General features: G+C 62.0%; 15 protein-coding genes. 4 read left to right on the top strand and 11 right to left on the bottom strand.

Translation table 11 applies throughout. The features are described 5' to 3' along the window. Positions 1-277: 277 nt before the first annotated feature. Together guaA and guaB are read right to left on the bottom strand one after the other, a co-directional pair. Positions 278-1,855: a glutamine-hydrolyzing GMP synthase gene (guaA, locus tag ACJ8HT_RS20510; protein ID WP_025303899.1), complete on the bottom strand. Its 1,578-nt coding sequence runs from the start codon at positions 1,853-1,855 to the stop codon at positions 278-280. 101 nt (positions 1,856-1,956) lie between these two features. After that, the gene (gene guaB, locus ACJ8HT_RS20505) at positions 1,957-3,420 is read right to left on the bottom strand and encodes an IMP dehydrogenase (protein WP_004941460.1); all 1,464 of its coding nucleotides are present in this window, start codon (positions 3,418-3,420) and stop codon (positions 1,957-1,959) included. A gap of 170 nt (positions 3,421-3,590) precedes the next feature. Here guaB and xseA point away from each other — a divergent pair, with 170 nt between their 5' ends. Continuing rightward, a complete protein-coding gene (gene xseA / locus ACJ8HT_RS20500) occupies positions 3,591-4,967 on the top strand; it encodes an exodeoxyribonuclease VII large subunit (RefSeq protein WP_197653296.1) in 1,377 nt (458 codons plus the stop codon). 3 nt (positions 4,968-4,970) lie between these two features. Here the strand turns inward: xseA and ACJ8HT_RS20495 are convergent, their stop codons facing one another. Together ACJ8HT_RS20495 and ACJ8HT_RS20490 are read right to left on the bottom strand one after the other, a co-directional pair. Next, entirely contained in the window at positions 4,971-7,337 is a 2,367-nt protein-coding gene (locus ACJ8HT_RS20495; protein ID WP_197653297.1) for a glycoside hydrolase family 31 protein, read from the bottom strand. An 11-nt stretch (positions 7,338-7,348) separates the two neighbouring features. Further along, positions 7,349-8,659, bottom strand: coding sequence for an MFS transporter (locus ACJ8HT_RS20490; RefSeq protein ID WP_197653298.1), 1,311 nt, complete (start codon positions 8,657-8,659; stop codon positions 7,349-7,351). A gap of 358 nt (positions 8,660-9,017) precedes the next feature. On the opposite strand from ACJ8HT_RS20490, the gene ACJ8HT_RS20485 reads away from it, so the two are divergent. From ACJ8HT_RS20485 to ACJ8HT_RS20475, 3 genes are all read left to right on the top strand, one after another. Beyond that, positions 9,018-10,100, top strand: a complete 1,083-nt coding sequence (locus ACJ8HT_RS20485) for a LacI family DNA-binding transcriptional regulator (protein WP_194573056.1) — start codon at positions 9,018-9,020, stop codon at positions 10,098-10,100. Positions 10,101-10,162: 62 nt separating this feature from the next. Continuing rightward, a complete protein-coding gene (locus ACJ8HT_RS20480; RefSeq protein WP_142110383.1) occupies positions 10,163-11,188 on the top strand; it encodes a M4 family metallopeptidase in 1,026 nt (341 codons plus the stop codon). After that, entirely contained in the window at positions 11,188-11,529 is a 342-nt protein-coding gene (locus tag ACJ8HT_RS20475; protein ID WP_033635587.1) for a protealysin inhibitor emfourin, read from the top strand. Before ACJ8HT_RS20480 ends, ACJ8HT_RS20475 begins: the two co-directional genes overlap by 1 nt. A 4-nt stretch (positions 11,530-11,533) precedes the next feature. Here the strand turns inward: ACJ8HT_RS20475 and ACJ8HT_RS20470 are convergent, their stop codons facing one another. From ACJ8HT_RS20470 to ispG, 7 genes are all read right to left on the bottom strand, one after another. Beyond that, complete coding sequence (locus tag ACJ8HT_RS20470; RefSeq protein ID WP_194573055.1) at positions 11,534-11,755, bottom strand: zinc ribbon domain-containing protein; 222 nt, start codon at positions 11,753-11,755, stop codon at positions 11,534-11,536. Between the two features lie 12 nt (positions 11,756-11,767). Then, complete coding sequence (locus ACJ8HT_RS20465; protein WP_047730075.1) at positions 11,768-12,724, bottom strand: AEC family transporter; 957 nt, start codon at positions 12,722-12,724, stop codon at positions 11,768-11,770. A 99-nt stretch (positions 12,725-12,823) separates the two neighbouring features. After that, on the bottom strand, positions 12,824-14,314 hold the full coding sequence (gene der, locus ACJ8HT_RS20460) for a ribosome biogenesis GTPase Der (protein WP_019452357.1): 1,491 nt from the start codon (positions 14,312-14,314) through the stop codon (positions 12,824-12,826). Positions 14,315-14,445: 131 nt separating this feature from the next. Then, on the bottom strand, positions 14,446-15,627 hold the full coding sequence (gene bamB / locus ACJ8HT_RS20455; RefSeq protein WP_049288130.1) for an outer membrane protein assembly factor BamB: 1,182 nt from the start codon (positions 15,625-15,627) through the stop codon (positions 14,446-14,448). 11 nt (positions 15,628-15,638) lie between these two features. Further along, complete coding sequence (locus ACJ8HT_RS20450) at positions 15,639-16,259, bottom strand: YfgM family protein (protein WP_033635592.1); 621 nt, start codon at positions 16,257-16,259, stop codon at positions 15,639-15,641. Between the two features lie 13 nt (positions 16,260-16,272). Continuing rightward, positions 16,273-17,547, bottom strand: coding sequence for a histidine--tRNA ligase (hisS, locus tag ACJ8HT_RS20445; RefSeq protein WP_060424931.1), 1,275 nt, complete (start codon positions 17,545-17,547; stop codon positions 16,273-16,275). Between the two features lie 139 nt (positions 17,548-17,686). After that, positions 17,687-18,808 carry a flavodoxin-dependent (E)-4-hydroxy-3-methylbut-2-enyl-diphosphate synthase gene (gene ispG / locus ACJ8HT_RS20440; protein WP_016929756.1) on the bottom strand — a complete coding sequence of 374 codons (1,122 nt, stop codon included), beginning with the start codon at positions 18,806-18,808 and terminating at the stop codon, positions 17,687-17,689. Between the last annotated feature and the right edge of the window lie 40 nt (positions 18,809-18,848).

Below are 18,848 nucleotides of genomic sequence, written 5' to 3'. Positions count from 1 at the left end.
AGTCGATTTCGTCGCGCCGGTTAAGTGCGCGTGGTTGCAGAATACCGTTCTGCGGATAGGAGCAAAGCCGAGATGAAAAACGCCGCGTCTAAGGAAATGAGCCGTAAGCAAAGCGCATGCGGCTCCGCGCGGGCTGTCCTCTCCGTTCGCCCCTCTCTCAACCCACCCCTTCTTTCGGATCGGATTCCGCCAAACATCAGGCATAAAAAAACCCGCCGTTAAGCGGGTTTGGTTCTCATGTGCGGTTCACTGACGCCAGCCTACGCCGGACGCGGGATCATTCCCACTCGATCGTCGCCGGCGGCTTGCCGCTGATGTCGTACACCACGCGGGAGATGCCGTCCACTTCGTTGATGATGCGGTTGGAGACGCGGCCGAGGAAGTCATACGGCAGGTGCGCCCAGTGCGCGGTCATGAAGTCGATGGTTTCTACCGCACGCAGGGAGACCACCCAGTCGTATTTGCGGCCGTCGCCCATCACGCCGACCGAACGCACCGGCAGGAACACGGTGAACGCCTGGCTGACTTTGTTGTACAGGTCGGCTTTGTGCAGCTCTTCGATGAAGATGGCGTCGGCGCGGCGCAGCAGATCGCAGTACTCTTTCTTCACTTCGCCCAGCACGCGCACGCCCAGACCCGGGCCCGGGAACGGGTGACGGAACAGCATGTCGTACGGCAGGCCCAGCTCCAGGCCGATCTTGCGCACTTCGTCTTTGAACAGCTCTTTCAGCGGCTCGACCAGGCCCAGCTTCATCTCTTTCGGCAGGCCGCCCACGTTGTGGTGCGATTTGATCACGTGCGCTTTGCCGGTGGCGGAAGCGGCGGATTCGATCACGTCCGGGTAGATGGTGCCCTGTGCCAGCCATTTCACCTGCTCTTGCTTGCAGGCTTCTTCGTCGAACACTTCAACGAACACGCGGCCGATGATTTTACGCTTGGCTTCCGGCTCGTCCACGCCCGCCAGCGCGGTCAGGAAGCGATTTTCCGCTTCGACGTGCACGATGTTCAGGCCGAAGTGGTCGCCGAACATTTCCATCACCTGCTTGGCTTCGTTCAGGCGCAGCAGGCCGTTGTCGACGAATACGCAGGTCAGGCGTTTGCCGATGGCGCGGTGCAGCAGCATCGCGGTCACGGAGGAGTCTACGCCGCCGGACAGGCCGAGGATCACGTGGTCTTCACCCACCTGCTCGCGGATGCGCTCGACCGCATCTTCGATGATGGTGGCCGGGGTCCACAGGGCTTCACACTGGCAGATGTCCAGTACGAAACGCTCCAGCATGCGCTGGCCCTGACGGGTGTGGGTCACTTCCGGGTGGAACTGCACGCCGTAGAAGCGTTTTTCTTCGTTGGCCATAATGGCGAACGGACAGGTGTCGGTGCTGGCGATGGTCACGAAGTCGGACGGGATCGCGGTCACTTTGTCGCCGTGGCTCATCCACACGTCCAGCAGCGGTTTGCCGGCCGGGCTGATGGCGTCTTCGATGTCGCGCAGCAGCGCGCTCTCTTTGACGATTTCCACCTGCGCGTAGCCGAACTCGCGCTCGTTGGAACCCTGCACATGGCCACCCAGCTGCATCGCCATGGTCTGCATGCCGTAGCACACGCCCAGCACCGGCACGCCGGCGTTGAACACGTAGTCCGGGGCGCGCGGGCTGCCGGCTTCGGTGGTGCTTTCCGGGCCGCCGGACAGGATGATGCCGCTTGGGTTGAATTCGCGGATCTGCTCTTCGCTAACGTCCCAGGCCCACAGTTCGCAGTAAACGCCGATTTCGCGCACGCGGCGGGCGACCAGTTGGGTGTATTGCGAACCGAAGTCCAGTATGAGGATGCGATGCTTATGGATATTTTGTGTCATTGAGGCGAATTCCAGCAACAAGAGAAAAAGAGCGAAAATGTGTGTTTCGGGATGGGGCTTGGCGCCCCACCCCGGCCTCTCACTCAGGAGAGGTTAAGGCATTAGCCCATGCGGTAGTTCGGCGACTCTTTGGTGATGGTCACGTCGTGCACGTGGCTTTCCTGAATGCCGGCGCCGCTGATGCGCACGAACTCCGCCTTGGTGCGCAGATCGTCGATGGTGGCGCAGCCGGTCAGGCCCATGCAGGAGCGCAGGCCGCCCATCTGCTGGTGCACGATGGCTTTCAGCATGCCTTTATAGGCCACGCGGCCTTCGATACCTTCCGGCACCAGTTTGTCGGCGGCGTTATCGGTCTGGAAGTAACGGTCGGAGGAGCCTTTGGACATCGCGCCCAGCGAGCCCATGCCGCGATAAGATTTGAACGAACGGCCCTGATACAGCTCGATTTCGCCCGGGGATTCTTCGGTGCCCGCCAGCATGGAGCCGACCATCACGCAGGATGCGCCCGCGGCGATCGCTTTGGCGATGTCGCCGGAGAAGCGGATGCCGCCGTCGGCGATAACCGGGATGCCGGTGCCTTCCAGCGCTTCCACCGCGTCGGCGATGGCGGTGATCTGCGGTACGCCCACGCCGGTCACGATGCGGGTGGTACAGATAGAGCCAGGGCCGATACCGACTTTCACCGCGCTCACGCCAGCTTCAGCCAGCGCTTTGGCGCCCGCTGCGGTCGCGACGTTGCCGCCGACGATCTGCAGATCCGGGTATTTGGCGCGGGTTTCGCGGATGCGCTGCAGCACGCCCTCGGAGTGGCCGTGCGAGGAGTCGATCAGCAGGACGTCAACGCCTGCCGCCACCAGCGCGTCAACGCGCTCTTCGTTGCCGGCGCCGGCGCCGACCGCCGCGCCCACGCGCAGACGGCCGTGCTCGTCTTTACAGGCGTTCGGTTTACGTTCCGCTTTCTGGAAGTCTTTAACGGTGATCATGCCCAGCAGGTGGAAGCTGTCGTCCACCACCAGCGCTTTTTCTACGCGCTTTTCGTGCATCTTCTGCAGCACCACGTCGCGCGCTTCACCTTCTTTCACGGTGACCAGGCGATCTTTCGGCGTCATGACCGCGGTGACCGGCTGGGTCAGATCGGTCACGAAGCGCACGTCGCGGCCGGTGATGATGCCGACCAGCTCGTTGTCTTCGGTGACGACCGGGTAACCGGCGAAGCCGTTGCGCGCGGTCAGCTCTTTCACTTCCTGCAGCGTGGTGGCCGGGGTAACGGTCTGCGGGTCGGTAACTACGCCGCTTTCATGCTTCTTCACGCGGCTGACTTCTTCAGCCTGGCGCTCGATAGACATGTTTTTGTGGATGAAGCCCAGGCCGCCTTCCTGCGCCAGCGCGATGGCCAGGCCGGATTCGGTAACGGTATCCATGGCTGCGGACAGCATAGGGATGTTCAGGCGGATGGTTTTGGTCAGTTGAGTGCCGAGCTCTGCGGTGTTAGGCAGAACCGTGGAGTGGGCTGGAACCAGGAGGACGTCGTCAAACGTCAGAGCTTCTTTAGCGATACGTAGCATGGGCAATATCTCACCAGGGTGGGCTGTGAAAAAGATAAAATATTGCCGCGGCATTATACAGAGCGGAATCGGTTGCCTCCAGCACTTTCTTGCAAAAAGTCTTGATTACCTTTTTCAGCCATGTAGTATCGACCAATTAAGTGATTGTTTTGAAATTTGATCTGGGTCACATGTCGCTACCTGTTTCGCCTTCCATTTTTACCGTAAGCCGCCTCAATCAGACGGTTCGCCAACTGCTGGAAATGGAAATGGGGCAGATTTGGCTCTCCGCCGAGATCTCCAACCTCTCCCAGCCCGCCTCCGGCCACTGGTATTTCACGCTGAAAGACGACCGCGCCCAGGTGCGCTGCGCGATGTTCCGCAACAGCAACCGCCGCGTCACCTTCCGGCCGCAAAACGGCCAGCAGGTCCTGGTGCGCGCCAGCATCACGCTGTATGAACCGCGCGGCGACTACCAGCTGATCGCCGAGAGCATGCAGCCCGCCGGCGACGGCCTGCTGCAGCAACAGTTCGAGCAGCTGAAACAGCGCCTGAGCGCCGAAGGGCTGTTCGATCAGCAATTCAAGCAGCCGCTGCCCGCCCCGGCCAAACGCGTCGGGGTGATCACCTCCGCCAGCGGCGCGGCGCTGCACGATATTCTGCAGGTATTGCAGCGGCGCGATCCGTCGCTGCCGATCGTCATCTACCCCACCTCGGTGCAGGGCGCAGAAGCGCCGATGCAGATCGTGCGCGCCATCGAGACCGCCAACCGCCGCGACGAATGCGACGTGCTGATCGTCGGCCGCGGTGGCGGTTCGCTGGAAGATCTGTGGAGCTTCAACGACGAACGCGTGGCACGGGCGATCTTCGCCAGCCGCATTCCGATCGTCAGCGCCGTCGGCCATGAAACCGACGTCACCATCGCCGATTTCGTCGCCGATCTGCGCGCGCCGACCCCTTCCGCCGCCGCCGAACAGGTCAGCCGCAATCAGCTTGAACTGTTGCGCCAGCTGCAGTCGCAGCAGCAGCGGCTGGAGATGGCGATGGATTACTATCTGGCGCAGCGCCAGCAGCAGTTCACCCGCATTCACCACCGTTTACAGCAGCAGCATCCGCATCTGCGCCTGGCGCGCCAGCAGACGCTGCTGTTCAAGCTGCAGCGCCGGATGGAAGACGGCATGCAGCAACAGCTGCGCCTGGCCGCCCGCCGCAGCGAACGCGCCCAGCAGCGGCTGGCGCAGGTGCAGCCGCAGGGCCGCATTCACCGCTACCAACAGCGCGTACAGCAGCAGGAATACCGCCTGCAGCAGGCGATGGAGCGGCAGCTCAACGCCTACCGCCAGCGCTTCGGCGTGGCCTGCAGCCAACTGGAAACCGTCAGCCCGCTGGCGACGCTGGCGCGCGGCTACAGCGTGACGCAAACCCCGCGCGGCGAGCTGCTGAAAACCACCAAGCAGGCGCAGGTCGGCGAACTGCTGAAAACCCGCCTGCAGGACGGCTGGGTGGAAAGCGAGGTGAAAACCATCACCGTCGCCAAGAAGCCGCGCAAGAAACGCGCGGCCGAGTAACCCCTACTCCAGCGTAAAACGCTCGCCCGGTTCGCCGTTCACCCACAGTGCGCGCGTTTCGCCTTCCGGCAGGCTGAGCGCCAACGTGCGCCAGGCCGGGCGGAAACGCCCTTCCGTCGTGATATCCAGCATGATGCGCTGATTGTCGCAGCGCATTTCCCAGCGCAGCCACAGCGCATCGCCCTGCCGCCAGCCGTCGCTTTCACCGTCGTCCTCAAACAGCAGCCCGCCGCTTGCGCCGCGGCCCTTGAGCGGAAACAGCCGCAGCTCGCGCCGATCGTCGGCAGCCACGTCCACATGCGCCAACCGCTGCGACAGCGGCAACGCCGCCCCGGCGCGCACCAGCAGCGGCAGACGCTCCAGCGGCGCCGCCAACGTCACCGCTTGGCCGCCGCCGAACCACTGGCCGCTGTAGAAGCAGTACCAGCCTTCGCCGTTGTCCGGCAGATACACCGAACGCCGGCGCTGCCCCGGCTCCACCACGCTGGCCACCAGCAGATCGCGGCCGATCAGAAAATCGTCGTTCTCGCCGAAGGTGCGCGCATCCTGTTCATGATCGAGAAAGGTCGGGCGCAGCATCGGCTCATCGTCGGCGCAGGCCTGCCACAACAGGGTGTAGAAATACGGCAGCAGCCGGTAACGCAGGTTGATCGCCTCGCGCACCGCCGGGGTGGCGGCCGGGTACATCCAGGGCTCGTTGACCGTGGCGTCGTCGTTCCAGGAGTGGATAGTGAAACGCGGATGCATCACGCCGTTTTGCACCCAGCGCACCAGCAGCTCCGCGTCCGGCTTGTCGCCGGAGAAGCCGCCGACGTCGTGGCCGAGGTTATACAGCCCGGACAGGCTCATGCCCAGCCCCATGCGGATGTTGTAGCGCAGCGTCTGCCAGCTGGTGCGGTTGTCGCCGCTCCAGGTCTGCACGTAGCGCTGCATGCCGGCGCAGCCGGAGCGCGAGATCAGGTACGGCCGCTTCTGCGGCGCGAAGCGCTGCTGGGCCTCCATCGAGGCGCGCATCATCAGCAGCGGCATCACCGGGCGGATGTGCTTGATGGCGATCGGCCGCCCGAAGCCGTGGCAGCGCGCTTCGCCGTCCCACACTTCGTACTCGTTGTTGTCGTTCCAGGTCGAGTCGATGCCCATCTCCAGCAGCTGCTGCGTGACGCCCTGCTGCCACCAGCGCACCGCCGCCGGGTTGGTGAAGTCGAGGTGCGATCCCTCATCGTCCCAGAAGCTGGAGCGCTCGGGCGCGTCGCTTTGCGAATCGCGGATAAACAGCCCCTGCTGCGCCACCGCCTGATACTGCGGGTGATCCTGCAGCAGGCACGGCTTGATGTTGGCCGCCAGCCTGAGACCGGCGTCGTGAAACGCCTGGCTCAACTGCCTGGGCTGCGGCACCTTGTCGTAATTCCAGTTGAACACGTAGCGCTTGTTGTTGATCGAGGTGTAGCCCGACGACAGCTGGAAGGAGTCGCAGGGAATGGCGTGTTGACGGCACAACGCGATGAACTGCTGCAGCTGCTGCTGGGCGTCCGGCGCGTCGGTGTAGTGCATGGTCGAACCGCTGTAGCCGAGGCTCCACTTCGGCCCGAAGTGAGTGCGGCCGGTCAGGCGCACGAAGGCCTTGGTGACGTCCACTACCTTCGGCCCGAGGAACAGGTAGTAATCCAGATCGCCCGCTTCGGCCTGATAGCGGCGATAGGCCGCGTGGTAGTTGTCGATCTCGTTGCCCAGATCCAGCCAGCAGCTGCTCAGGTTGTCGTAGAACAGGCCGAAGCTCGCCTCCGGCCCGCGGGTGATGGTAAACGGAATGTGCTTGTACAGCGGATCGGTGCTCGCGGCGTTGTAGCCCATCGCGTCCAGATTGCGCATCTCGAAGCGGCGGCCGGTGCGCTCCAGATCGCCGGTTTTTTCCCCCAGGCCGTAATAGCGCTCATCGGCGAAACGGCGCTGGTAGTGCGCCACGCCGTCGCCGTGCGCATTGAGCAGGTAGGCGCTGGTCGGCCGGTCCGCCGCCAGCGGCCGCCACTCGCCGGCGGCGTTGCAGTACTCCCATTCCAGCCACAGCGGCTGATGCACCGTCACGCGCAGCCGCGGCGTGCTGACCACCAGCCGATCGCCCTCCTGGCGCAGCTGATAGCCCGGCAGGCTGAAGCCGGCGACGCTGAGCCGATCGCGCCCCTCCCAGGGCACATCCTCCTGCGGCGTGATGCTCCAGGTGCGATCCAGCGCCAGCCCGCCCTCACGTTTGATCAACACGCGGAACAGATCGTTTTCCAGCACGTACAGGCAGAAACGGTGGCGTTCATCGACCAGCAGCTCAACGTGGTCGGCATGCTGCGCCGCCAACGTCCAGTTTTTCAAGGTTTTCATAAGCATTCCACTTAGCTGTGTGAAGGTGTTTTCTTACCGCCGCGTTCGGCGATCAGGGCAATCAGGAACAGGGCGCCGATCAGGTCGAAGAAACCCATGGCGATGAACAGCGGGTTGAAGCCGATGGTGTCGGATACCGCGCCGATCAGCAGCGTGAACAGGAAGCTGGCGATCCAGGCGCTGGAGCCGCGCATACCGTTGACCGTCGCCATCTGGTTTTTATCGAACGACTCCACCACCAGCGCACTGAGCATGCAGGAGATCACCTGGTGGCCGAAGCCGCCGATCGAGATCAGCGCGATCGCCACATAGGGATCTTGAGCGATCGCCACGAACGCCAGCGACACCATCAGGAAAGCACCGGTCACCGAGCTGGCGACCACCGAGTTGACGCGGCTGCAGCCGAACCATTTGCGGTACAGGGTGGTGAGATAGCCGCTGGCGACGCTGCCGATATCCGCCGCCAGGAACGGCAGCCAGGCAAACATCGCGATCTGTTTCAGATCCATGCCGCGTTCGGTAGCCAGGTACAGCGGCACCCAGAAGCTGAAGACCGCCCAGGCCGGTTCGGCGAGAAAGGCCGGGATGGCGATGCCGTAGAACTTCTTGTTCTTGCACAGGCTGGCCAGCGAGGTGAGGAACGGCAGCTTCGGCAGCACCGGCTCGTTGTCTTCGCGGATCAGATCCAGCTCTTGCTGGCTGAGGTTCGGGTGCTGCTGCGGCGAGTGGTAGAACAGCCACCACAGCACCACCCAGATCAGCGCCAGCCCGCCGGAGAACAGGAAGGCGCCCTGCCAGCCGAAGGAGACGTGAGCGATGACGATGATCGGCGGGGCCAGCATGGCGCCGATGGAGAAACCGACGCCCGCCCAGCCGGCGGCGATCGGCCGCTCCTTCTTCGGGAACCAGTCGGAGATCGCCTTGGCGTTGGCCGGGGTGGCCGCCGCCTCCGCGCCCCCCATGAAGAAGCGCAGAATGGCCAGTTGCAGCCAGCTGCCGGCGCCGGCGTGCAGCATGCATACCACCGCCCAAATGCCGGCGCAGATCAGAAAGCCCATCTTCAGGCCGATAACGTCGATCAGCCAGCCGCAGATCGGCTGAAACACCGTGTAGGCCAGCTGGAACGACGCCACCACCCAGGCATATTGCTCGGTGCTCATGTTCAGGCTGGTTTTCAGCTCCGGCGCCAAAATGCCCAGCGAGTTGCGGGTGATGTAGTTGACAGTGACGCCCAGCAAGAACAGCGCCAGCATCCACCAGCGCAGCGATTTGAACTTGCGCCGGCCGCGCTGCGCGACCGCCTGATTGATCTCCACACTCATCGGTTCTCTCCCCGCGGCCGCCGGCGACGGCAACGCGCGTTTTGGTAGGGTACGTTGTGCTATCAAACAAGGGACGGTGAAAACGGGTCGGCGCCGTATCATTGGCCGACAGACAATCACAACCCCATGATTTATTTTTGTTTTATTTTTCGCACACCGTTAAAATTGGACTGACAGGTCACTAAAATTGGTGTACCAATGCAGACTACTCAGCGAGAGCGCGTAGCGAAACGGGGTTTTTTGCAAAGATTTTCACAGGTGGGTGAAAAAATAGTCATAATGGGCATGAAAGCCGGTCAATACGCTGAAAATCCGCGGTGAAAATATTCTCATGGACGAATTTGAAGGAGATCACAGAATGAACGGAAAGCTGAAAATTCAGGAGATCGCTCGCCAAACCGGGTTGTCGATCAGCACCGTTTCCCGCGTGCTGGCGGGCAAGGCCAACACCAGCGCCGAGGCGCGCCGCAAGGTGCTGGACTGTGCGCAGCAAAACGGCATTCTGCAGGGTATTTCCAGCGGCCGGCTGATGCTGAACAACGTGATGGTGTTCGCGCCGCAGCGCGCGTTCGACGTGCGCACCGACATCTTCTACTACAAGGTCATTCAGGGTATCGCCGCCGCGCTGATGGAGCACGAGGTGCGCATCCGCTACTGCGGGCTGGAAGAGCAACACAGCGACGGCGCGCTGTTTCTGGAAAAGATGAGCGACCCGCACACCGAAGCGGCGCTGATCATCGGCATCGACGACGAGCATATCCACACCCTGGCCGCCGATCTGCACAAGCCCTGCGTGCTGATCAACTGCAGCGATCGGCAGATGCGGCTGGACAGCGTCTCACCGGATCATCAGCTGATCGGGGATTACTCCGCCAGCTACCTGTTCCAGCAGGGGCACAGCCATATCCTCAATCTGCAGTGTCTGCGCCGCCACACCATGGAGCTGCGGCTGGCGGGCATCCGGCAGGCCTACGCCCGGCATCATTTGTCGTTCGACGACGGCCGCCATCTGGTCACCACCTCGGGCTTCGGCGGCGAAGAGGCCGAGCAGGCGCTGACCACCTATCTCGACGGCCTCCTCGGCCACTCCCCGCTGCCGACGGCGATCCTGGCCGGCGGCGACTACATGGCGGTCGGGGCGGTCAAGGCGCTCAACAAGCGGGGCCTGAGCGTGCCGGGCGACGTCTCGGTGATGAGCACCGACGGCTTCAACCTGGCGGAAATCCACGATGTGCCGCTGACCTCGGTGCAGGTTCCGCGCGATGAGCTGGGCTACGAGGCGATCCAACTGCTGCAGCGGCGCATGCTGCGCGCCGACGCGCCGCCGTGCAATCTGCTGCTGCACGGCCGGCTGGCGGTGCGCGCCTCGGTGCGGCGCATCAGCCCGCACAAGACCGCGCCGGCGGTGAGCACGCATGACCACAGGCTTTATGACGAGTAGGCTACACTTAGGCACAGTGCATTCATTCGATGAGGTAAAATTTTTGCCTAAGGAGAGCCACTATGCCAGCCCAGCGCATGCGTTCCGTCATTCCTCCCTACATGCTGCGCCGCATCATTGAACACGGCAACGCCCCGCAGCGCGACTGCGCGCTGCACACGCTGAACCACGTGCAAAGCCTGCTCGGCAACAAGCCGCTGCGTTCGCCGACCGAGAAAAACGCCCGAGCCGGCGAAGCGCTCCGCGATATCTACGATGCCCAGAACGGTACCCAGCTGCCCGGCAAACAGGTGCGCAAAGAGGGCCAGCCCAGCAACCACGACGTGGCGGTGGACGAGGCCTACGACTATCTCGGCGTCACCTACGATTTCTTCTGGCAGGCCTACCGCCGCAATTCACTGGATAACCAGGGGCTGCCGCTGGTTGGCAGCGTGCACTACGGCAAGGAGTACCAGAACGCCTTCTGGAACGGCCAGCAGATGGTGTTCGGCGACGGCGACGGCGAGATCTTCAACCGCTTCACCATCGCCATCGACGTGGTCGGCCACGAGCTGGCGCACGGCGTGACCGAGAGCGAAGCCGGGCTGATCTACTACCAGCAGTCCGGGGCGCTCAACGAGTCGTTGTCCGACGTATTCGGCTCGTTGGTCAAGCAGTTCCACCTGCAGCAAACCGCCGATAAAGCCGACTGGCTGATAGGCGCCGGGCTGCTCGCCAAGGGCATCAAAGGCAAAGGGCTGCGCTCGATGTCGGCACCCGGCACCGCCTACGACGATCCACTGCTGGGTAAAGACCCGCAGCCCGCCAACATGAAAGATTATATCCAGACCAAGGAAGACAACGGCGGCGTGCACCTCAATTCCGGCATCCCCAACCGCGCCTTCTACCTGGCGGCGACGGCGCTGGGCGGCTTCGCCTGGGAGAAAGCCGGCTACGTCTGGTATGACACGGTGTGCGACAAAGCGCTGCCGCAAAACGCCGACTTCGCCACCTTCGCCCGCGCCACGGTGAAACATGCGCTAGCGCGTTTCGACCAGAGCGTGGCGGACAAGGTGCAGCAAGCCTGGCATCAGGTGGGGGTGGAATAATGAAACCGCTGCCGACGCTCAATCAGGATACGGTCATTGAGCTGGCGCGCGAGGGGGGCTTCGCCTACATTCCCAAACTGGCGGGCCAGCGCCGCATCGCGCTGGCCGATATCACGCCGGAGCAGCGGCAGCGCCTGAATCAGTTGCTGAACCAGACGCTGCCCTATGCGCAGGAAGAAGGCCAGCCCACCTCCCCCGGCTGCGGCGACCAGCGCTACTACCGCGTGCAAATCAACTACACCAGCCCCACCCTGAGCACTGAGATCGTGCTGTTAATCCCGGAAAGCAGCGCGCCGCAGGCGCTGGTGGATCTGTGGAAAACCGGCCAGGTGGATGAGTGAGGGCTTACAGCGGCTGATAGCTGAAATTCACCCGTTTTTTGGAGATCAGCCCGTGCCCATTCTGGCACAGGTAATCCACCGCCCCGCAGGCTTTCAATTCTTGCAGCGGCTGCCCGCACTCCGGGCAGCTCGCCAGCTGCCGATAATCGTGCTGACAGGCTTCACAATGGTAGTGACCCGCTACCCACTTCATGGTCTGACTGCATTGCGGACAGTGCGCTTCCATAACGACTCCTGGTTAAATCGCGCCCCATGAGCGCAAGAAATAGATCCCCAACGCGGTGGTGAAGAACGAACCGACGGTGGTGATGGCGATAATGTTGGCCGCCAGCGTGGCGTTGCCGCCCATCGCGCGCGTCATCACATAGCTGCCCGAAGCGGTCGGCGTGGCGGAAAACAGGAAGATAATGCCCAGCGCCGCCCCCTGAAACCCGCACAGCCAGCCGGCCAGCGTCATCAGGCACGGCACCAGAAACAGCTTGGCCGCCGACGACAGCGCCGCCACGTTGGACGAGCGGAACATGGCGCGAAAATCCAGGCTGGCGCCGGTGCACAGCAGCGCCAGCGGCAACGACAGCGCGGAGATATAGCTGCCGGTCTGGCGGATCACGGTCGGGATGCCCAGTCCGGTTTGCGCATACAGCAGCCCGCACACCAGGCCAATGATCAGCGGGTTGGTAACGATGCTGCGCAGCAAAGACAGGTGGCTGATTTTCTTGCCCTGCCCGCCCTGCAGGCTGCGCGTGAGGGTGATGACCGACAGCACGTTGAACAGGATCACCGTCACCGTCAGGTACAGCGAGGCGAGCGCAATGCCTTCGCTGCCGTAGGCGGTCATGGCGTAGGCCAGGCCGACGATGGCGGTATTGGCGCGGAAACCGCCCTGTACGAACACCCCGCGCTCACGCGGCTCTTTCACCAGCCACTTGGCGGCCAGCTCCAAGAGCAGGAAGGTCGCCAGCGTGCCGACCGCGCCAAACAGCACTAGCGGCAGGTTGCCGAGCAGCTGCGGGTGGTTGGTGGCGATGCTGAAAAACAGCAGGCACGGCAGCGCCAGATTGAACACCAGGCGGGTCGCGCCGTCGACAAAGCGGTCATCCATCAGGCGCCAATGGCGCAGCAGGATCCCCAGCAGCATCATCAACAGATTCGGCACGGTGACGTTAAACGCAAAACTCCAGGTTTCCCAGGACATGGTGTTCCTTCAGGCAGGCGAGGTAATCTTCAGATAATAAAACGATTTCGGGCCAATAAAAAAGGGGCGCGGCATCACTGCCGCGCCCCACACGAGCGATTACTTGCTCTTTTTCAGGTGGCTCATCAGGCGCTTGCGCTTACGCATCTGGGTCGGCGTCAGCAGGTTGCGTTTGCCGGCGAACGGGTTGTCCCCCTCTTTGAACTGGATGCGGATCGGCGTCCCCATCACGTTCAGCGAGCGGCGGAAGTAGTTCATCAGATAGCGTTTGTACGAATCGGCCAGATCGCTGACCTGGTTGCCGTGGATCACCACGATCGGCGGGTTGTAACCGCCGGCGTGGGCATATTTCAGCTTCACGCGGCGGCCGCGCACCAACGGCGGCTGGTGATCGTCAACCGCCATCTGCATGATTTTGGTCAGCATCGAGGTATTTACGCGGCGGGTTGCGCACTCGTAGGCTTCCTGCACCGATTCGAACAGGTTGCCGACGCCGCTGCCGTGCAGCGCGGAAATGAAGTGCACGCGCGCGAAGTCGACGAAGCCCAGACGCAGGTCGAGCATCTCTTTCACGTGCTCGCGATCTTCTTCGCTCATACCGTCCCACTTGTTGACCGCAATCACCAGTGAGCGCCCACTATTGAGGATAAAGCCGAGCAGCGAGAGATCCTGATCGGAGATGCCTTCACGCGCGTCGATCACCAGCAGCACCACGTTGGCGTCTTCAATCGCCTGCAGGGTTTTGATCACCGAGAACTTCTCGACGGTTTCGGTCACCTTGCCGCGTTTACGCACCCCGGCGGTGTCGATCAGCACGTATTCGCGTTCGTCGCGCACCATCGGAATGTAGATGCTGTCGCGGGTGGTGCCCGGCATGTCGTACACCACCACGCGCTCCTCGCCGAGGATGCGGTTAGTCAGCGTAGACTTACCAACGTTCGGACGACCGACGATCGCCAGTTTGATCGGCAGATCCTGCGGGTTGAACTCTTCTTCCGGCTCTTCGTCTTCTTCGCCTTCCAGCGTTTCGCCGTTTTGCTCGGCCCAGTAAGCGGCGTTGGCCTCTTCCTCGGTCAGCTCGACGTCTTCCGGTTTTTCCGGCACGAACGGCACCAGCACGTGTTCGATCAGTTGGGTCACGCCACGGCCGTGGGAAGCGGCGATAGCGAACACTTCACCCAGGCCGAGCGAGTAGAAATCGGCGGTGGCTGTGTCCGGATCCAGACCGTCGGTCTTGTTGGCCACCAGGAAGGTCGCCTTCTGGCGGCTGCGCAGGTGCTGGGCGATGCCCTGATCCGCCGGCATCAGGCCGGCGCGGGCGTCGACCATGAACAGCACGATGTCCGCTTCTTCGATCGCCAGCAGCGACTGACCGGCCATGCGCGTTTCGACGCCGTCTTCGGTGCCGTCGATACCGCCGGTATCGACGATGATGAATTCATTGCCTTCGATTTCAGCACGACCATACTTGCGGTCACGCGTCAGCCCCGGGAAATCCGCCACCAGCGCATCGCGCGTATGGGTTAAACGGTTGAACAAGGTGGATTTACCCACATTCGGGCGCCCGACCAGCGCGACGACAGGTATCATTGTTGAAGCCTCATTACTTAATAATCAATGCGTTACTGCACTGTGGATAGACACCAGCGGTGCAGCTTGTAAAAATACGAAACGGCCCCTGAACATTCAGGAGCCGTTTTCAAGCCTTGCGACGAGCGGCGTTAGCGGGTGAAAGCGTAAACTTTCCCACCGCGGGCCTGGATGATCAGCTTGTCGCCGGCCACCATCGGCGCAGACAGGAAGCCGGAGCTGTCCACTTCCTGCTGGGCGACAAAACGGCCATCGGTGGTGTTGATCCAGTGCAGATAGCCTTCGGCGTCACCGGTCACCAGATAACCATTATACATCACCGGCGGCGTCAGGTTACGGTGCAGCAGATCGCTCTGCGTCCACACGGTCACGCCGCCTTCGGTGCTGAGCGCGACTACGCGATCGTTCTGGTCGATCAGGTAGATGCGGCCCGCGTCGACGATGAAATCGTTCACCGACCCCAGCTCGCGTTTCCAGATGATCTGGCCGGAACGCAGATCCAGCGCCGTCAGGTTACCGTTGTAACCCAACGCGTAGACCACGCCATCAACGATCACCGGCGTGGTGTCCACGTCGTTCAGGCGATCGATTTCGGTTGCGCCGCTCGGCTGAGAAATACGCTGTTGCCAGATAATCTGGCCCTGCTGCATCAGCACTGCACTGACGCGGCCGTTGTCACCGCCGACGATGGCGGCGCCAAAAGCGACGGCCGGCGCGGATTCACCGCGCAGCGACAGCGAAGGCATATCCAGGTTAACCGTCCACTTCACCGCGCCGTCGGCTTCGTTCAGCGCCTGCAGCATGCCGTTAGAGGTGTGCACCAACACCATGCCGTCGCTGACAACCGGACGAGAGATCGCTTCGCCGGCCACTTTGGTCTGCCAGGCGATAGCGCCGTCGGCGGTGTTCAATGCGTAAACCACCGCTTTTTCGCTGCCGACGTAAACCTTGTCACCCGCGACAGTCAGGCCGCCCGACAGCAGCGCAGACAGGTTGCTGGAGAAGAAGCCGGTCTTCTCAGAGAGATTGACCTTCCACTTCTCGTTGCCGCTGTCGGCATCCATCGCTTTCACGATGCCAAAGCGATCGGCGGCGTAAATGGTGCTGTCTTGATAGGCCGGACGCAGGTGGGAGTAATACTCACCGATACCGTCGCCCACCGAGGTGCTCCACGCCTTGCTCGGCGTAAACTGATTTTCAACTTTCGGCAACGGCGACATGGTAACCACGTCTTCTTCGCTGTTAAACAGCGAGCAACCACTCAGCAAGGCAGCGGAAACCAGTCCGACCAAGAGTGTTTTACGCAATTGCATGGGAATTCCCCTTAGCTGGACAAGTTATTCAATTTCATGCGCAGCAGAACCTGCAGCGCCTGAGAAGCGTTGGACTCAATGCCTTTGCTGTAAGCTTCGCGCGCGCCCTTGGCGTCGCCCTTGGCCAGCAGCACATCGCCGCGCACATCCTGCATCATCGCCGCCCAGCCTTCGCCTTTCACGCCATCCAGCGTTTTCAGCGCTTCATCCAGCTTTTTCTCCTGCAGCTGAACGCGCGCCAGACGCAGATCGATCATCGCCAACAGGTTGTCGTCTTTGGTCTGGCCCTGCGCCAGCGCCAGTTGTTGTTCCGCCTTGGCGAAATCATTCTGTTCGACAAAGTGCTTGGCCAACTGCAGCGCGGCCAATACGCCGTAGCTGTTACCGTTAGCCTGGACAAATTTCTCCGCGGCGGCCACGTCATCCGGCTTGCCGGCCGCCAGACGATCGCTGGCTTCCTGATAGGATTGCGACGCAGCCATCATGTTGGAGTTTTCATGGCTCTGCCAGTAACGCCAGCCAACCAGGGCACCAATTCCGAGCACCACGCCCACCGCCAGCGCTTTGCCGTTCTCGGCAAAGAACCGACGCAGTGCGTCGACTTGTTCGTTTTCAGTGGTATAGACTTCCACGGTGTCCTTCTCCTTAACCTAACATCAAAGCCAGACGCGCAGCGACTTCGCCTTGCGCCAGCGTTTCTTGTTCACCACTGCGCAGGTCTTTCACCACCACCTGCTGCGCCGCCACTTCGCTCTCACCCAGGATCAGCGCGATGCGCGCGCCCCATTTGTCCGCACGGGTGATCTGCTTCTTGAAGTTGCCGCCGCCGTAATTGGTCATCAGCTTCAGCTGCGGCGCCGCGTCGCGCACCTGTTCAGCCAGCTGCATCGCCGCGCTCTGGGTGCCCGCGCCGGAAGAGATGACGTACACGTCGATAGCCGACGGCGCCTTGAATTCCGGGTTAACCGCCTGCACCAGCAACACCAGGCGCTCGAGGCCCATGGCGAAACCGACCGCCGGGGTGGCACGGCCGCCCAATTGCTCGACCAAGCCGTCGTAACGGCCGCCCGCGCAGACGGTGCCCTGCGCGCCCAGGCTGGTGGTTACCCACTCAAACACGGTGCGGTTGTAGTAATCCAGACCGCGCACCAGGCGCTCGTTAACGGTATATGGGATACCTGCCTGCGCCAAAAGTTCACACAGACCGGCGAAGTGAGCACGGGATTCTTCGTCCAGGTACTCGGACAGGCGCGGCGCGTCGTTCAACAGCGCCTGCACCTCAGGATTCTTGGAGTCCAGCACGCGCAGCGGGTTGCTATACATGCGGCGTTTGCAGTCTTCGTCCAGCACCTCGACGTGCTGCTCCAGGAATGCCACCAGCGCGTCGCGGTAGTTGGCGCGCGCCTCCAGCGAACCGATGGAGTTCAGCTCCAGCTTGACGTGCTCGGCGATGCCCAGCGCTTTCCACCAGCGGGCCGTCAGCAAGATCAGCTCGGCGTCGATGTCCGGGCCTTGCAGGCCGAACACTTCCGCGCCCAGCTGATGGAACTGACGGTAGCGGCCCTTCTGCGGGCGCTCATAGCGGAACATCGGGCCGATGTACCACAGACGCTGTTCCTGATTGTACAGCAGACCATGTTCGATGCCGGCGCGCACGCAGCCAGCCGTCCCTTCCGGACGCAGCGTCAGGCTTTCGCCGTTGCGGTCTTCGAAGGTATACATCTCTTTTTCCACGACGTCGGTCACTTCGCCGATCGCGCGTTTGAATAACGGGGTCTGCTCTACAATCGGCAACCGGATTTCGCTGTAACCGTAGCTGCCCAGCACCTGCTTGAGGGTGCCTTCAATACGCTGCCATAATGCCGTTTCTTCCGGCAGGTAGTCGTTCATGCCGCGAATGGCTTGAATGTTCTTTGCCACGTGAGTTCTCTGTCCGTTGTCTGTAAAAATGAACCCGATTATAGGGACTTTGCCGCCCGGTATTCAACGCGGATGCGGTTTTCTGCCCTTCAGGTTCATAAACAAGCGGGCCAACAGGCCCGCCGTGTAGCGATAACGCTTATTTTTCCAGCAGGTTGACCGTGATGCGGTTGCTTTCGTCCATCATCGCGGCCTTGGCGCGAATTTTCGCTTCCAGCTGGTCGATCATCTGTTCGTTGTCGAAACGCTCTTTCTGGCGCACGCCGTCTTCATAGAAGCCGCTCTTCTTGTGGCCGCCGGTCACGCCCATGGTGGACACCAGCGCTTCGCCCGGGCCGTTTACCACGCAGCCGATAATCGAAACGTCCATCGGCGTGATGATGTCTTCCAGGCGCTGCTCCAGCGCGTTCACCGTGCCGATCACGTCGAACTCCTGACGAGAACAGGTCGGGCAGGCGATGAAGTTGATGCCGCGCGCGCGGATGCGCAGCGACTTCAGGATATCGAAACCGACCTTCACCTCTTCAACCGGGTCTGCCGCCAGCGAGATGCGCAGGGTGTCGCCGATGCCTTCAGACAGCAGCATGCCCAGGCCGATGGCCGATTTGACCGACCCGCTGCGCGCGCCGCCGGCTTCGGTGATGCCCAGGTGCAGCGGCTGATCGATGCGCGACGCCAGCAGACGGTAGGATTGCACCGCCAGGAACACGTCCGACGCCTTGACGCTGACCTTGAACTGGTCGAAGTTGAGGCGATCGAGAATGTCCACGTGGCGCATGGCAGATTCCAGCAGCGCTTCCGGCGTAGGTTCGCCGTACTTTTCCTGCAGATCTTTCTCCAGCGAGCCGCCGTTGACGCCGATGCGAATCGGGATGTTCTTGTCGCGGGCGCAGTCCACCACCGAGCGAATGCGCGATTCGTTACCGATGTTGCCCGGGTTGATGCGCAGGCAGTCTACGCCGTATTCGGCAACCTGCAGCGCGATGCGATAATCGAAGTGGATATCAGCGACCAGCGGCACGTTGACCTGCTGCTTGATCAGCTTGAACGCCTCGGCAGCGTCCATGGTAGGAACCGAAACGCGGACGATGTCGACGCCCACGCGCTCCAGCGCTTTGATCTGATTAACCGTTGCTTCAACATCGGTGGTACGGGTGTTGGTCATCGACTGCACGGCAATCGGCGCGCCATCACCAATAGGCACCTTGCCGACGTAAATGCGTGTAGATTTTCGACGGTTGATGGGCGCTTGGTTATGCATTACTTACTCTCCATTGCTGCTCTGACATCACGACCGGGGC

The organism is Serratia sp. CY44782 (genome assembly GCF_052168715.1).
Classification (GTDB): Bacteria; Pseudomonadota; Gammaproteobacteria; order Enterobacterales; family Enterobacteriaceae; genus Serratia; species Serratia nevei.
Note: the sequence above shows the minus strand (reverse complement) of the source record. Positions and strands in the feature narration are given on the sequence as shown.

Excerpts from the sequence above, each read along its gene's own strand:
- xseA (WP_197653296.1), top strand. The coding sequence starts at position 3,591 with ATGTCGCTACCTGTTTCGCCTTCCATTTTTACCGTAAGCCGCCTCAAT.
- ACJ8HT_RS20490 (WP_197653298.1), bottom strand. The coding sequence starts at position 8,659 with ATGAGTGTGGAGATCAATCAGGCGGTCGCGCAGCGCGGCCGGCGCAAG.
- ACJ8HT_RS20475 (WP_033635587.1), top strand. The coding sequence starts at position 11,188 with ATGAAACCGCTGCCGACGCTCAATCAGGATACGGTCATTGAGCTGGCG.
- ACJ8HT_RS20470 (WP_194573055.1), bottom strand. The coding sequence starts at position 11,755 with ATGGAAGCGCACTGTCCGCAATGCAGTCAGACCATGAAGTGGGTAGCG.
- guaA (WP_025303899.1), bottom strand. The coding sequence starts at position 1,855 with ATGACACAAAATATCCATAAGCATCGCATCCTCATACTGGACTTCGGT.
- bamB (WP_049288130.1), bottom strand. The coding sequence starts at position 15,627 with ATGCAATTGCGTAAAACACTCTTGGTCGGACTGGTTTCCGCTGCCTTG.
- ACJ8HT_RS20485 (WP_194573056.1), top strand. The coding sequence starts at position 9,018 with ATGAACGGAAAGCTGAAAATTCAGGAGATCGCTCGCCAAACCGGGTTG.
- der (WP_019452357.1), bottom strand. The coding sequence starts at position 14,314 with ATGATACCTGTCGTCGCGCTGGTCGGGCGCCCGAATGTGGGTAAATCC.
- guaB (WP_004941460.1), bottom strand. The coding sequence starts at position 3,420 with ATGCTACGTATCGCTAAAGAAGCTCTGACGTTTGACGACGTCCTCCTG.
- ACJ8HT_RS20480 (WP_142110383.1), top strand. The coding sequence starts at position 10,163 with ATGCCAGCCCAGCGCATGCGTTCCGTCATTCCTCCCTACATGCTGCGC.
- ACJ8HT_RS20495 (WP_197653297.1), bottom strand. The coding sequence starts at position 7,337 with ATGAAAACCTTGAAAAACTGGACGTTGGCGGCGCAGCATGCCGACCAC.
- ACJ8HT_RS20465 (WP_047730075.1), bottom strand. The coding sequence starts at position 12,724 with ATGTCCTGGGAAACCTGGAGTTTTGCGTTTAACGTCACCGTGCCGAAT.
- ispG (WP_016929756.1), bottom strand. The coding sequence starts at position 18,808 with ATGCATAACCAAGCGCCCATCAACCGTCGAAAATCTACACGCATTTAC.